This window comes from Achromobacter sp. SD115 (genome assembly GCF_017355315.1).
GTDB lineage: Bacteria > Pseudomonadota > Gammaproteobacteria > Burkholderiales > Burkholderiaceae_B > Achromobacter > Achromobacter xylosoxidans_B.
Map to the genome: position 1 here is coordinate 132830 of NZ_JADIJM010000015.1, position 13932 is coordinate 146761.

Below are 13932 nucleotides of genomic sequence, written 5' to 3' on the forward strand. Positions count from 1 at the left end.
GCCGCGCGCGGCCGGATAGCTCCATGAAGCGCGTCCTGGGCACCCTCTACATCCTGGGCCTGACGATGGTGATGTTCGCGCTCACCATGCTGATCCCGCTGACCGTCGCCTACGTGGGAGGCGACGCGGCGCGCGAGGCCTTCCTGGACGGGTTCCTGCTCTCGGTGGGCATAGGCGGGGGCCTGGCGGCGGTGACGCGCCGCGCCCGCTGCGAGCTGCGCGCGCGCGACGGCTTCGTGCTGGTGTCGGCCGTGTGGGCGGGCCTGCCCCTGCTGGCGGCCATTCCGCTGCTGCTCTATTTCCACGGCGCCGGCTTGCCGTTGTCGTTTACCGGGGCGTACTTCGAGGCCATGTCGGGCCTGACCACCACTGGCGCCACGGTCCTGACCAACCTGGACACGTTGCCCGCGTCGATCAATCTGTGGCGCGCCACGCTGATCTGGATCGGCGGCATGGGTATCCTGGTGCTGGCGGTGGCCATTCTGCCCTTGCTCGGGGTGGGCGGACATCAGGTGGTGCGGGCCGAAACGCCCGGACCGATGAAGGACGAGCGGCTCACGCCGCGCATCGCCAGCACCGCCAAGGCGCTGTACGCGGTTTATTTCGTGTTCTCCATCCTGTGTTTCCTGGCCTACCGGGCGGTCGGGCTATCGTGGTTCGAAGCCTGGTGCCACATGGCCACCACCATGGGCCTGGGCGGCTTTTCGACCTGGGACGACGGCTTTGCCCACTTCGATTCGGTGGCCGTGGAAATGGTGGCGATGGTGTTCATGCTGATCGCCGGCATCAACTTCGCCACCCACTTCAATGCCTTCCGCCAGCGCAGCGGGCGCGCCTATCTGCGCTGTCCGGAAGCGATTCCCTACCTGGTGGTGGTGCTGGGAGTCGGACTGGTCATCTCGGTGTTCCTGTTCCTGAAGGGGGTCTATGACGATCCGCTGCAGGCGCTGCGCTACGGCATGTTCAACACGATTTCCATGGCGACCACCACGGGCTACGCCAATACCGACTTCGCGCAGTGGCCGCTGTTCGCCCCGCTGACCATGCTGCTGCTGTCGGGCTTCGCCACCTCCGCCGGGTCGACGGGCGGCGGCATCAAGATGATCCGGGCGATCCTGCTGGTCAAGCAGGCACGCAACGAACTGGTCACAATGTTGCATCCGCACGCGGTCAGCCCGGTGCGCATCAACGGCCGGGCGGTCGAGACCCGCACCATGTCGTCGGTATTGGCCTTCATGCTGTTCTACGGCCTGTCCATCGCCGTGTTCACCAGCCTGCTGCTGCTGTCCGGCCTGGACCCGATCACGGCCTTCTCGGCCGTTTTCGCCAGCGTCAACAATACAGGCCCAGGCCTGGGGCCGGTCGGCCCCATGGGCAACTTCGCCGTTCTGTCCGATTTCCAGATCTGGGTCTGCACCTTCGCGATGCTGATCGGGCGCCTGGAACTGCTGACGGTGCTGGTGCTGTTCACCCCTATTTTCTGGCGAAAATAGGCTGGGGATAACCCGCATAAGGGTTGTCCCACCCCCTTCCGGAAGCCCCTTCCACGCTCGCTATCCGGCCGCCGCGGGCCGGGAGCCCGCGCCGTTTCTATGCCGTGAGCGCTCGCTCACTTTTCTTCACAGGGAAAAACTGATTGCTTCGTGATGTTGCACATAAATGTCACGATTTTCCATCTTCTTGCCACAAAACAGCGGCTATCATGCGTGCACAAGCTGCCGTCTAGTGCCCCCCGGGATGTTGCCGGGCTTCAAGGTCGAACGGCGCACACCCTCATCAAACATTCAGAAAGGAGTCCGAGATGGAACAGATCCCGTTCATTTCGTCGGCCCCCAACACCCTGGGCATCGAGCTCGAGCTGCAACTGATAGACCCTCGCAGTTTTGACCTGACCGCAGCCTCGGACGAGCTGCTGGCCCAAATGGCCAACCATCCTATCGCCGACCGCGTTAAACCGGAAATCACGCGGTCCATGATCGAACTGAATTCCTCGGTGCACGAGCACCCCATGGGGCTTTTGGCCGAGATGCGCGAGATGCGCGACGCCCTGATCGAAGCGGCGGACGCCGTGGGCGTGTCGGTCGCCGGCGGCGGCGCCCATCCTTTCATGCGCTGGCAGGAGCGCTCCATTTCGGACACCCCGCGCTTCCAGTACCTGGCCGAAATGTACGGTTACCTGGCGCGTCAATTTACGGTCTTCGGCCAGCACATCCACCTGGGCGTCAAAAGCGGCGACGATTCCATCAAACTGTTGCGCCGCCTGTCGCCCTACGTGCCGCATTTCATCGCGCTGTCGGCGTCCTCGCCGTATTGCGAGGGTGTGGACACGCTGTTCTCGTGCTCGCGCCTGAACGCGGTCAACAGCTTCCCGCTGGCTGGCCACATGCCGCCCGAAGTGAAGGACTGGTACCAGTTCGAGGCTCATTTGGCGCAGCTGCGGGCCTACGGCCTGGCCGAAAGCATCAAGGACCTGTACTGGGACATCCGTCCCAAGCCGGAATTCGGCACGGTCGAGATCCGCGTGTGCGATACGCCGCTGACGGTCGAGCGGGCTTGCCAGCTGGCGGCCTTCGCCCAGGCCCTGGCGGTGCTGCTGATGCGCGAGGGCGATCCGGGCGACGGCGCCTGGTTGTCCTATCGCAGCAACCACTTCCAGGCCTGCCGCTTCGGTCTGCAAGGCAGCTACGTGACGCCTGACGGGCAGCGCCTGCGGCTGATGGATCACCTGCGCAACCTGTTCCAGCGCCTGATGCCGGTGGCCGAAGAGCTGGGCACGGGCGACATGATTGCCGCCTTGCGCGACGAATCCATGCGCAGCGGCAACGATTCCCGCTGGCTGCGCAGCCAGTTCCATCGCCTGCGCGACCTGCCGCTGGTGGTGGAGGCCATGTCGAACGCGTGGCGCGGCGTGGCTGCGCCTGGGGTAGGACCGGCTGAACCCACGGCGGTTCTGAGGCGCCGCATCCGCGCCACCTCCGAGCCTATGTCGGCCTTGCCGGCTTCCGAGCCCGGGGTCAGCGTGCCGTTGCCAGAGCGCTTGCACTGAGCCAGTTGGCCGGCGCTCGACGGAGCACCGGCCACCGACCAGCCGCGGGGCGGGCAAACCCCGTCCAGCCCAATCTCAAGGCGCGTGGTGCCGGCCGCCGATCGCGCTGATCGACAGCCGGGTTTCGCCCGTTGTGGTGCGATGCGCGGCGGCGCGCCAGGCGTGACCGTAGGCGACTTCGATGCTCAAGACGATCAGGCCGTCGGGTCGGCGCTGCGCTTCCAGGGCGGCGCAGAGGCGGTCGCGCCAATCCCGGCCCACCAGCCCGCCGCGCCGGCCTTCGGCGGGGTTGCCGCCCAGCGCGCGCACATCCTGCAGCAGTTTTTCGGGGCTGCGGTAGGTCAGGGTCAGGATCTCCTGGTCCATGACCGGGTCTGCGAAGCCGTTTTCCACCAGCAGATCGCCGAAGTCATGCATGTCCACGAAGGACGGCGTGGCGGTGCGCAGCCCGGCGTCGTCCAGGGCCTGGCGCAGCTCGCGCAGCGTGGCCGGCCCCAGACAGGAAAACATCGCCAGCCCGCCCACCTTCAGGATGCGCCGCCATTCCGCCAGCACGGCGTGCGGGGCGCGGTGCCAGTGCATGGCCAGGTTCGACCACACCACTTCCAGCGATTCGGGCGCCAGCCCGGTCGCCGCCAGGTCGGCGTTGACGAAGGCCGGGGCCGCCGGGCCGCGGCGCGCCAGCTTGCCGATCCAGGCCGACAGGCCGGCGGGCGCGTGGCGCTTGCGGGCCTGCTCCAGCAGCGGCTCGCAGTTGTCCAGGCCGGTATAGGCGGTGTCGGGGTAGCGTTCGCGCAGCAACGGCAGGTTGTCGCCCGCGCCGCAGCCGGCGTCCAGCATCGCCTGGGGCTGTACGCGGATGTATTGCAGGCGCCCCAGCATGCGGCGGGCGACTTCTCCGTACAGGAACTGGGCGTCGGACAGGTCGCCGCGACGGGCGAATTGCCTGGGCACGTCGGCGCTGACGATAGGCAGGGAGGGGAGCGTTGCGGATTCTGGCAGGGACATTTCGGTCGCGCCCGCGTCTACACCGCGGGCGGATCATGGTTTCATGAGGGATGGCATCCATTATTGCGCATCCGGGCCGCGGCTTCCGATTGCCCCTACGGGCCATGGGGCGGTGGCTGCTGTCGCGGGTCGGCTGCGAGTGTCCCCTGTGCGGCGCCCGGGTGGCGGGGGCGCGGCTCTGCGCGGGATGCGAAGCCGACATCTGCGAGACCGACATCCGGGAGCGCGGCATCCACGAAACCGATACGCACGATGCAGACATCGGCGAGGCGGCCACCTGCGGGCCAGCCATCCCCGGGGCGTCCCTCGGCGCTCCTTGCACGGCGCGCCAGCAAGCCTTGTCGCGCTGCCCTCGTTGCGCGTTGCGCCTGCGCCCGGGCGTGCCGCACTGCGCCAGCTGCCTGGGCACTCCCCGGGCCTTTTCGCGCACGGTCGCCGCGTTCGACTACGCGCCGCCCGCCGATACCCTGATCCTGATGTTGAAGACCCGGCTGCGGCTCAGCATGGCGCCGGTGCTGGCCCGGCTGATCGCGGCCGCCGTGGGCCGCGATGGCCCCTTGGCTGATGGCGCCTTGCTGGTGGCCATTCCGGCCAGCCGCGCATCGCTGCGCCAGCGCGGCATGAACCCGGCGGCTGAGATCGCCCGCAGCCTGGCGGTCGAACTCGGACTGCCTCTGGCGCGCGGCTTGCTGCGGCGGCGCCGCGAGACCCCCAGGCAGACCGCGCAGGGGCGCCGCGCCCGCCGGCTCGGCGCGCAAAACCTGTTCTATTGCGTGGGTGAGGTGCGCGGACGGCACCTCGTCGTGGTGGACGACGTCATGACCACGGGCAGCACGGCCAATGCCGCTGCTGCCGCCTTGGTGGCTGCGGGCGCGGCGAGTGTCACGGTGCTGGTTGCAGCGCGCACACCCTGAGTCTGCCCGCCGGCAAATCGGCGACAATTCCAGGTGTGCGGCGATCTTCCAGCCGCAAGCCGTTTCGAGCTCCCAGCGCCATGTTCCACGTCATCCTCGTCTGTCCCGAAATTCCGCCCAATACCGGCAATGCCATCCGCCTGTGCGCCAATACGGGTGCGCAATTGCATCTGGTGCGCCCCTTGGGCTTCGAGCTCGATGACGCCCGTATGCGCCGCGCCGGGCTGGACTACCACGAATGGCAGCCGGTGCGCGTGCATGACACCTTGCAGGAGGCGCTGGCCGATACCGGCGCTGCGCCTTCCAGCATTTACGCGCTGACCACGCACGCGCAGCGCAGCGTGGCGGATATCGGCTTCAAGCCGGGCGACGTGTTCGTGTTCGGTCGTGAAACGGCGGGCTTGTCGGAGGAACATCAGGCGATGTTCCCGCCCCAGCAGCGTCTGCGGCTGCCGATGCGCGCCGGCCAGCGCAGCCTGAACCTGTCCAATGCCGTCGCGGTGACGGTGTTCGAGGCCTGGCGGCAGCAGGGGTATGAAGGGGGCGTGTGACGGGAGTCGCGCGAGAAACGCGGGGCAAAAGCCCCGCTACCTATCGCGCTTGACCCACTAGCGGTCCTGTAATCAGTCCAGCGACAGATTCAGCTTCTCGATCACCTGGTCCCAGCGCGCTTTTTCGTTCTTGATGCGGGCGGTCAGGGCTTCAGGTGTGGACGGCGCGGGCGTGAAGTACTGCAGCGCCAGCTGCTTGCGCACCGCATCGCTGCCGATGATGCGCGCCAGCTCGCTGTTGAGGCGCTCGACGATGGGCGTGGGCGTGCCGGCCGGGACCAGCACGGCATTCCAGGAAATGGCTTCGAAGTCCGGATAGCCCTGCGACGCCATCGTCGGCACGCCGGGCAAGGCCTCGCTGGGCTGCAGGCTGGTCACGGCCAACAGCTTTACCTTGCCGTCTCGCGCCTGGGGCACGGCGATGGCGGGCACCATGAAACCGGCCTGTACGTCGCCGCCGATAATGGCTGAAATGACCTGCGGGAAGCCGGAATAGGGAATGTGCGCCAGGTCGACGCCCGCGCTTTCCTTGAACATCTCCATCGCCAGATGGGCCGAGCTGCCCGGGCCGACGGAGCCGTAGTTCAGCGAATTGCCGCGGCCCTTCACCAGCGCGACGAAATCCTTGACGTTATCGACCTTCAGGCTGCTGGGCACGACCAGCACATTGGGGCTGGTGCCCACCAGCGACACCGGCTGCAGGTCGCGCAGCGGATCGTAGCCCAGCGTCTTCTTGTACAGCGTGGGCGCGGTGACCAGCGGGCCGTTGATCGTGTAGAGCAGCGTGTAGCCGTCCGGCTTGGCTTGCGACACGATGCGGGTGCCGATGTTGCCGCCGGCGCCCGGCTTGTTGTCGATCACGATGGGCTGGCCCAGCGCCTGGGACAGCGGTTCCGAGATCGTGCGCGCCAGGATGTCCGGCGACGAGCCGGGCGGGAAGGGCACGACCATGTGGATCGGGCGGTCGGGCCAGTCGGCGTGGGCGGCGGCCGGCAGGACGGCGGCCAGGCTCAGGCACAGGCCGCGTAGCAGGGGGCCGACCCGGAACTTGCGGGTTTGCGTCATGAAGGATGTCTCCTCGGGTTATGCGTGGTGTTTGTTATCAGGCGGATCAGTCGGGCTGTCGATCCGGCGCCGCGTCCGGCTGGTCGCCGCTGGCCCCACTTTCGTAGCGGGCGTCGCGCGCCAGCAAGGCGGACACGGCCGTCATGGGGGCCACGCCGTCGAACAGCACGGCGCAGACGGCCTCGGTGATGGGCAGTTCGACCCCGATGGCGCGGGCGCGGTCCAGCGCGGCACGCGCGCAGCGCACGCCTTCGGCCGTGATGCCGCTGGCCAGGATGTCGGCCAGCTTGCGGCCGGAGCCGATCTCCAGGCCCACGCGGCGGTTGCGCGACAGCTCGCCGGTGGCGGTCAGCACCAGGTCGCCCAGGCCGGTCAGCCCGGCGAAGGTCTCGGCTTGCGCGCCCAGCGCCACGCCGAAGCGGGTCATCTCGGCCAGACCGCGGGTGATCAGCGCGGCGCGGGCATTGGTGCCCAGCGCCAGGCCGTCGCCGATGCCGCAGGCGACGGCGATCACATTCTTGAGCGCGCCGCCCACTTCCACGCCGACCAGGTCGGTGCTGGCATACACGCGCAGCGCCGCGCCATGGAAGGCGGCGGTGGTGGCCTCGCGCAAGGCGGGATTGTCGCTGGCCACGGTCAGCGCCACCGGCAGACCCTGCGCGACTTCGCGCGCGAACGAGGGGCCCGACAAGGCGCCGCCGGTCGCGCCAGGCAGGGCCTCGCGCATGATTTCGTGGGGCAGCCTGGCCGTGTCGGCTTCAAAGCCCTTGCAGGTCCAGACGATGGGGGTGTCCTGCAATCCCAGCGCGGGCAGGCGGCGGGACAGCTCGCCGCAGATGGCGGTCAGGCCGGCCACGGGCACGCCCAGCACGATCAGGCGGCGCGCGCCATCTTCTTGCAGGCTGCGCAGCGTGGCGTCGAGATCGGAGGAAATATTCAATGCCTGGGGCAGTGCGATGCCAGGCAGGTAGCGCGCGTTTTCGTGCGAGGCGGCCATGTCGGCGGCCTGCGCGGCGTCGCGCGCCCAGAGTACGGTGGCGTGGCGGCGGCTGGCGGCCGCCGCCAGCGCGGTGCCCCAACTTCCCGCACCCAGGACGGCGACGCGCAAGCGTGGCACAACGGGATTGTTCATGAGGGGGCGCCGCGGCGTGCTTTACTGGCGGGTCGCGCCGGGGGGCAGGATGATGCCCGAGTCGCTGCCATTGCCGTTGGCGGCGCCTTGCTGCTGTTGCAGCTCGGCCAGGCGCTGTTCGTACAGGGCTTGGAAGTTCACTTCGGTCAGGTGCAGCGGCGGCATCGAGGTACGGGTGATCGCATCGGCGATGTTGGCGCGCAGGTAGGGGTAGAGCATGGTCGGGCAAACGATGCCCAGCAGCGGATCGAGCTGCTCTTCGGGGATGTTGGCGGCTTCGAAGATGCCGGCTTGCGTGCCTTCGACCAGGTACACGACCTTTTCATTGATGCGGGTGGTGACCGTGACGGTGACCGTGGTTTCGAACACGGTTTCAGCCAGGCGCTGGCCGCCCACGGTGATGCTCACCTCGACCTGGGGCGCTTCCTGCTCCAGGAAAACGTGGGGCGCATTCGGCATTTCCAGCGAAAGGTCTTTCAGGTAGACGCGCTGCAGATTGAACGAGGGCGCGTCGTTGCCGCCTTCTTGCTGGGTGTTTTGGTCTTGATCAGCCATGAGTGTTTCCGTTGGTGGGAGGGGCAAAAAGGGGGGGCGATTAGCTGGACAGCATGGGGGCGAGGCCACCCGAGCGGTCCAGGGCCATCAGGTCGTCGCAACCGCCGACATGGGTATCGCCGATGAAGATCTGCGGGACGGTGCGCCGGCCGGTGCGTTCGATCATGACTTCGCGCTGGGACGGATCCCGGTCGATCTGGATGATTTCCAGGTCGGTCACGCCGCGCTGCTCGAGCAAGGCCTTGGCGCGGGAGCAATAGGGACAATAGTCCTTGCTGTACATGACGACTTTGTTCATAGGCGCTCCTGGGGGGACAAGAATAGCTAGATGGGGGCGTGGCCCCAGGCTTCAACCCTTCTGGGTCACCGGCAGGCTGGCGGTCGACCAGGCGCGCATGCCGCCATCCAGCGGCACGACGTCGGCGAATCCCTGGGCGCGCAGCTTGGCGGCGGCGCGGGCCGAATCGCGGCCATTGTCGCAAACCACGACCAGCGGCTTGTTCTTGGGCAGCGAGGCGGCCTTCTGCTCGATGTCAGCCGCCGGCACGTTGCGTGCCTGGGCGATGTGGCCGGCCTGGAACTGCTCGGCGGGGCGCACGTCGACCCATACGGCCTGGCGTTGGTTGACCATCTGGATGGCCTCGGTCGTGCTCACGGCCGAACCGCTGCGGCCTTTGCGCAGGGCGGGAATGGCCAGCATGATGCCGGAGATCACGGCAACGGCGACAATGAAGATGTTGTTTTTATCGAGCAAGAATTGCAAAAGGTCCACGGGGCATCCTGAAGTGCGGCGACTAGCCTGGTATAGGCGAACCCTGAAGCGCCGCGCCACGGAAATGGGCGGGTGCGCCGGGGCAAAATCAAGGGCAAAATCGCTCAATTATAAAATGAGCGCATTCCTTCACTTTAACCCGCGTTACAAGCGTCCCAAATCATGCACAAACTCGTTCTGATGCGCCACGGCGAAAGCCAGTGGAATCTGGAAAACCGCTTCACCGGCTGGACCGACGTCGACCTCACCGAGACCGGCCGCGAACAGGCCCGCAAGGCCGGCGAACTGCTCAAGAAAGAAGGCTTTACCTTCGACCTGGCCTACTCCTCGCTGCTCAAGCGCGCCATCCGCACCCTGTGGATCGCCCTGGACGCCATGGACGCCATGTACACCCCGGTCGGTGTGACCTGGCGCCTGAACGAACGCCATTACGGCGCGCTGCAAGGCTTGAACAAGGCCGAAACCGCCGCCAAGTACGGCGACGAGCAGGTGCTGATCTGGCGCCGCGCCTACGCCATCGCCCCGGAACCGCTGCCCCTGGACGACGAACGCCATCCGCGTTTCGACAAGCGTTACGCCAAGGTGCCGGCTGATCAGCTGCCCGCCACCGAATGCCTGAAGGACACGGTGGAGCGCGTGCTGCCGTTCTGGAACGAATCCATCTCCCCGGCCATCCGCGCCGGCCGCAATGTCCTGATCGCCGCCCACGGCAACAGCCTGCGCGCCCTGATCAAGCACCTGGACAACGTCTCGGACGAAGACATCGTCAACCTGAACATTCCTACCGGCCAGCCGCTGGTCTACGAATTGGATGATGACCTGCGCCCGATCCGCCACTATTATCTGGGCGATGCCGCCGAGATCGAGGCGGCCATGGCTGCGGTGGCAGCCCAGGGCAAGGCTAAGAAGGACTGATATTTCTATGCGTCGCGCGGCAGGGTTGTTGTTGGCGGTCATGCTGACCGGTGGGGCGTTGTCGGCTCGCGCCGCGCCCAACGACCTTGCCGGCCGCCAGTCCGACGCGGAAAAGCAGCAGGCTGCCTTGCGCGACCGCATCGAGAATCTGCAAAAGGACATCGATGACCGCGAGGCTGCCCGCAAGGAGGCGGCCGACGCGCTCAAGCAGTCCGAGTCGGCCATTTCCAAGATCAACCTGCGCCTGCGGGAGCTGGCCGAGGCCAACCGCCAGGCGCAGACCGACCTGACCGGCCTGGAAAAGCAGATCGGCACGCAGCAGGTCGTGCTGGCGAAGCGCCGCACCGAACTGGCTGAACAGCTCCGCACCCAATACACCAGCGGCCTGTCCCCCTGGACGGCGCTGCTGTCCGGCGACGATCCCCAGGTGCTGGGGCGCAACCTGGGCTATCTGGATTACGTCTCGCAGGCCCGCGCCAGCGCGGTGCAGGCCCTGCGCGAGGACATCGAACGCCTGGCCGCCCTGCAGGGACGCGCGGACGCCCGCCGGGCCGAAATCGAAAAAGTCGTGGCCGAAACCTCCGAGCAGAAGACCGCGCTGGTCGGTCAGCAGAAAGAGCGCGCCACGCTGCTGGCGCAGTTGGAGGGGCAGATCGCCGCCCAGCGCGCCGAAGCCAACAAATTGGGACGCGACGACCAGCGTCTGTCGCGCCTCATCACCGATCTGGACGCGGCCATCGCCAAGCAGATCGAGGACGCCCGAAAGGCCGAGGAAGCGCGCAAGCGGGCCGAGGAAGTGCGCCGCGCGGAAGAAGCCCGCCGTGCCGCCGAGGAAGCCAAAAAGCGCGCCGACGCTGAGCGCCGCGCCGCCGAGGATGCCCGCAAGCAGGCCGAGGCCGACCGCAAGCTCGCTTCCGACAAGGCCAAGCTGGCGGCCGACAACGCCAAACGTGAGCGCGATGCCCGCGACGCCCGCGATGCGGCCCAGGCGCGCGAGCAGGTCGAGGCTGCCTCGCGCCAAGGCCGCGGCCCCGTCGCCGTGGCCGACCCGGATGCGGCTGGATTGCGTCCCGCCGAGCAGAAGCAGTCCCGCCTGACCACTGGCGAACCGCCGCCTCAGGTTAAACCCGCGGACCCGCCCAAAAAGGCGGAACCTGTACAGGAAAATCCCGCTCCAAGCCGTAGTGAGCCCGCGCAGCAGGCCCAAACCCAGACCGCCCGCGCCGCGCCAGTCGGTGGCGGCAACGGCCTGCGCCACGGGCTGTCCATGCCGGTGCGCGGCCAGGTGCAGGGGCGCTTCGGGGTCGATCGTCCGGATGGCGGTGTCTGGCGCGGCGTGGTGCTGCGCGCGCCCGAAGGCACGCCGGTCAAGGTGGTGGCCCCCGGTACGGTGGTCTACGCCGATTGGCTGCGCGGTTTTGGCAACCTCATCATTGTGGATCATGGGCAGCAATACCTGACCGTCTATGCTTACAACCAAAGTCTGCTCAAACGGGTGGGTGATTCGGTGACGGGTGGCGATACTATTGCTACGGTAGGGGCAACCGGCGGCCAAGTGGAATCCGGCCTATACTTTGAAATTCGCCATCGTGGCGCTCCTGTGGATCCGGCACAATGGCTGGCGCAGTAGATTGATGTCGTTGGTAATTACCAAACCCCATCGGCGAAAACAAAATTCGGGAAGTGTGCATGGGCACTCGTAAGTTTCGCGGTTTCGGTCTGATTGCCATCGGTGCGGTGGCTGGTGTTTTGCTCAGCGTAGGCGTGACCGCGGTCGCCCAGCGCGGCAGTCCCCTGCCGTTGGACGAGCTCAGGCAACTGAGCAACGTGTTCGCCGCCATCAAGAACAACTACGTCGAAGCCGTCGACGACAAGACCCTGATCGACAATGCCATCTCCGGCATGGTGTCGAACCTGGATCCGCACTCCGCCTACCTGGACGCCGACGCCTTCCGCGAAATGCAGACGGCCACGCAAGGCGAATTCGGGGGCCTGGGCATCGAGGTCGGCGCGGAAGACGGCTTCGTGAAGGTCATCTCCCCGATCGAAGACACGCCCGCCGCCCGCGCTGGCGTGATGGCCGGCGACCTCATCATCAAGATCGACGACACGCCCACCAAAGGCATGACGCTCAACGACGCCGTCAAGCTGATGCGCGGCGCGCCCAAGTCACCGATCACGCTGACCATCATGCGCGCCGACCGCCCGCAGCCCATCGTGCTGAAGATCGTGCGCGACATCATCAAGGTGCGCAGCGTGCGCAGCAAGATGCTGGACAACGGCATCGGCTACGTTCGCGTCGCCCAATTCCAGGAAAAGACCGGCGCCGACCTGGCCAAGCAACTGAAGGACCTGGGCGCCAAGGAAGCCCCCAAGGGCCTGGTGCTGGACCTGCGCAATGACCCGGGCGGCCTGCTGACCAGCGCCATCGGCGTGTCCGGCGCCTTCCTGCCGCCCGACGCGGTAGTCGTCACCACCGACGGCCGCACCCCCGACGCCCGCCACAAGTACCTGGCCACGCCGTCGGAATATGCCCGCGGCGAAAGCAACTACCTGGCCGGCCTGCCGGCCTGGACCAAGACGGTGCCGATGGTGGTGCTGGTGAACGTGGGCTCCGCCTCGGCCTCCGAGATCGTGGCCGGCGCGCTGCAGGACCACAAGCGAGCCAAGGTTCTGGGCAATCGCACCTTCGGCAAGGGCTCGGTGCAGGTGATCCTGCCGCTGTCCGAAACCACCGCGGTCAAGCTCACCACCTCGCGTTACTTCACGCCCAGCGGCCGCTCCATCCAGGCCACCGGCATCGAACCCGACTACGTCGTTGCCGACACGGCCGAAGGCGACCTGTTCCGCCTGCCGCGCGAAGCCGATCTGCAGCGTCACCTGTCCAACCAGCAGACCGCCAACGAAGTGAAGTCCAGCGGCGGCGACGACAACGCCGACGTGCCGACCAAGGTGTTCGAATTTGGCGGCAAGGACGACTTCCAGCTGCAACAGGCCTTGAACGTGCTGGCCGGCAAGCCGGTGCAGAAGGGTTCGGCCCGCGCCCAGGCCAAGGCCGACGCCAAGGCCGGCGGCGGCACGCCCCAGCGCATGAAGATCACGCCGACCGGAGTCGAGCCCAACAAGGACAAATGAACGACGAGCAACTGCTGCGCTACGCCCGCCACATCCTGCTCGACGAGCTGGGAATAGAAGGGCAGGAAAAACTGCTGGCGGCGCGTGTGCTCATCGTGGGGGCGGGTGGACTGGGTTCCCCCGCCGCGCTCTACCTGGCCACCGCCGGCGTGGGCGACATCACCCTGGCCGATGACGACGTCGTCGAGCTGAGCAACCTCCAACGCCAGATCTTGCACACTACCGCCAGCGTCGGCCGCCACAAGGCCGAGTCCGGACGCGACATGCTGGCGGCCTTCAATCCGCAGACCCGGGTCCATGCCCGCGTCGAGCGGCTGGAAGGCCATGCCCTGTCCGACGCCGTTGCGCAGGCGGACCTGGTGTTGGACTGCACCGACAATTTCGCCACCCGCCACGCCATCAACCGCGCCTGCGTGCAACACCGCAAGCCGCTGGTATCCGGCGCCGCGATCCGCTTCGACGGTCAGGTCAGCGTCTACGATCTGCGCGACGACAACGCGCCCTGTTACCACTGCCTGTTCCCGGAAGGCGACGATGTCGAGCAAGCCAATTGCGCCACCATGGGCGTGTTCGCGCCGGTCGTCGGCATCATTGGCAGCATGCAGGCCGCCGAGGCTCTCAAGCTGTTGTCCGGGGTAGGCGAAAGCCTGTCCGGCCGCCTGTTGTGGCTGGACGTGCGCACCATGCAATGGCGCAGCGTCAACGTCCAGCGCGACCCCGAATGCGCCGTCTGCGGGCATCGCGGGCACTGATCCGATGGCCTGGATTGGCCCCGCGGACAATATTAAAGGCTTGAAATACCTGCTATAACGCCAGCCAGCCTACCCGAAATCGGGTGG

At 67.1% G+C, this 13932-nt stretch carries 14 protein-coding genes; 8 read left to right on the forward strand and 6 right to left on the reverse strand.

The window, feature by feature from the left end; genetic code table 11:
- The first annotated feature begins 23 nt into the window (after positions 1-23).
- Positions 24-1493, forward strand: coding sequence for a TrkH family potassium uptake protein (locus IPU70_RS20910; RefSeq protein ID WP_013396666.1), 1470 nt, complete (start codon positions 24-26; stop codon positions 1491-1493).
- A gap of 308 nt (positions 1494-1801) precedes the next feature.
- The gene (locus tag IPU70_RS20915; protein ID WP_013396665.1) at positions 1802-3046 is read left to right on the forward strand and encodes a YbdK family carboxylate-amine ligase; all 1245 of its coding nucleotides are present in this window, start codon (positions 1802-1804) and stop codon (positions 3044-3046) included.
- A gap of 75 nt (positions 3047-3121) precedes the next feature.
- Here the strand turns inward: IPU70_RS20915 and IPU70_RS20920 are convergent, their stop codons facing one another.
- On the reverse strand, positions 3122-4054 hold the full coding sequence (locus tag IPU70_RS20920; protein WP_207469944.1) for a methyltransferase domain-containing protein: 933 nt from the start codon (positions 4052-4054) through the stop codon (positions 3122-3124).
- Positions 4055-4104: 50 nt separating this feature from the next.
- Here IPU70_RS20920 and IPU70_RS20925 point away from each other — a divergent pair, with 50 nt between their 5' ends.
- On the forward strand, positions 4105-4968 hold the full coding sequence (locus IPU70_RS20925) for a ComF family protein (RefSeq protein WP_242702616.1): 864 nt from the start codon (positions 4105-4107) through the stop codon (positions 4966-4968).
- An 80-nt stretch (positions 4969-5048) separates the two neighbouring features.
- Positions 5049-5519: a tRNA (cytidine(34)-2'-O)-methyltransferase gene (locus IPU70_RS20930; RefSeq protein ID WP_013396662.1), complete on the forward strand. Its 471-nt coding sequence runs from the start codon at positions 5049-5051 to the stop codon at positions 5517-5519.
- 72 nt (positions 5520-5591) lie between these two features.
- Here the strand turns inward: IPU70_RS20930 and IPU70_RS20935 are convergent, their stop codons facing one another.
- The 5 genes from IPU70_RS20935 to IPU70_RS20955 are packed head-to-tail and all read right to left on the reverse strand — an operon-like array spanning position 5592 to position 9043.
- Entirely contained in the window at positions 5592-6584 is a 993-nt protein-coding gene (locus IPU70_RS20935; RefSeq protein ID WP_207469946.1) for a tripartite tricarboxylate transporter substrate binding protein, read from the reverse strand.
- 46 nt (positions 6585-6630) lie between these two features.
- Positions 6631-7716, reverse strand: coding sequence for an NAD(P)H-dependent glycerol-3-phosphate dehydrogenase (locus IPU70_RS20940; RefSeq protein ID WP_207469948.1), 1086 nt, complete (start codon positions 7714-7716; stop codon positions 6631-6633).
- A 21-nt stretch (positions 7717-7737) separates the two neighbouring features.
- On the reverse strand, positions 7738-8271 hold the full coding sequence (secB, locus tag IPU70_RS20945; RefSeq protein ID WP_013396659.1) for a protein-export chaperone SecB: 534 nt from the start codon (positions 8269-8271) through the stop codon (positions 7738-7740).
- A 40-nt stretch (positions 8272-8311) separates the two neighbouring features.
- Positions 8312-8569, reverse strand: a complete 258-nt coding sequence (grxC, locus tag IPU70_RS20950; protein ID WP_207469958.1) for a glutaredoxin 3 — start codon at positions 8567-8569, stop codon at positions 8312-8314.
- A gap of 51 nt (positions 8570-8620) precedes the next feature.
- The gene (locus IPU70_RS20955; protein WP_207469960.1) at positions 8621-9043 is read right to left on the reverse strand and encodes a rhodanese-like domain-containing protein; all 423 of its coding nucleotides are present in this window, start codon (positions 9041-9043) and stop codon (positions 8621-8623) included.
- Positions 9044-9205: 162 nt separating this feature from the next.
- Here IPU70_RS20955 and gpmA point away from each other — a divergent pair, with 162 nt between their 5' ends.
- The 4 genes from gpmA to IPU70_RS20975 are packed head-to-tail and all read left to right on the forward strand — an operon-like array spanning position 9206 to position 13845.
- Positions 9206-9958 carry a 2,3-diphosphoglycerate-dependent phosphoglycerate mutase gene (gpmA, locus tag IPU70_RS20960; RefSeq protein ID WP_207469962.1) on the forward strand — a complete coding sequence of 251 codons (753 nt, stop codon included), beginning with the start codon at positions 9206-9208 and terminating at the stop codon, positions 9956-9958.
- Positions 9959-9965: 7 nt separating this feature from the next.
- Positions 9966-11588, forward strand: coding sequence for a peptidoglycan DD-metalloendopeptidase family protein (locus IPU70_RS20965; protein ID WP_207469964.1), 1623 nt, complete (start codon positions 9966-9968; stop codon positions 11586-11588).
- A gap of 59 nt (positions 11589-11647) precedes the next feature.
- The gene (locus IPU70_RS20970) at positions 11648-13093 is read left to right on the forward strand and encodes a S41 family peptidase (protein ID WP_207469967.1); all 1446 of its coding nucleotides are present in this window, start codon (positions 11648-11650) and stop codon (positions 13091-13093) included.
- Entirely contained in the window at positions 13090-13845 is a 756-nt protein-coding gene (locus IPU70_RS20975) for a molybdopterin-synthase adenylyltransferase MoeB (RefSeq protein ID WP_207469969.1), read from the forward strand. Before IPU70_RS20970 ends, IPU70_RS20975 begins: the two co-directional genes overlap by 4 nt.
- The last annotated feature ends 87 nt before the right edge of the window (positions 13846-13932 follow it).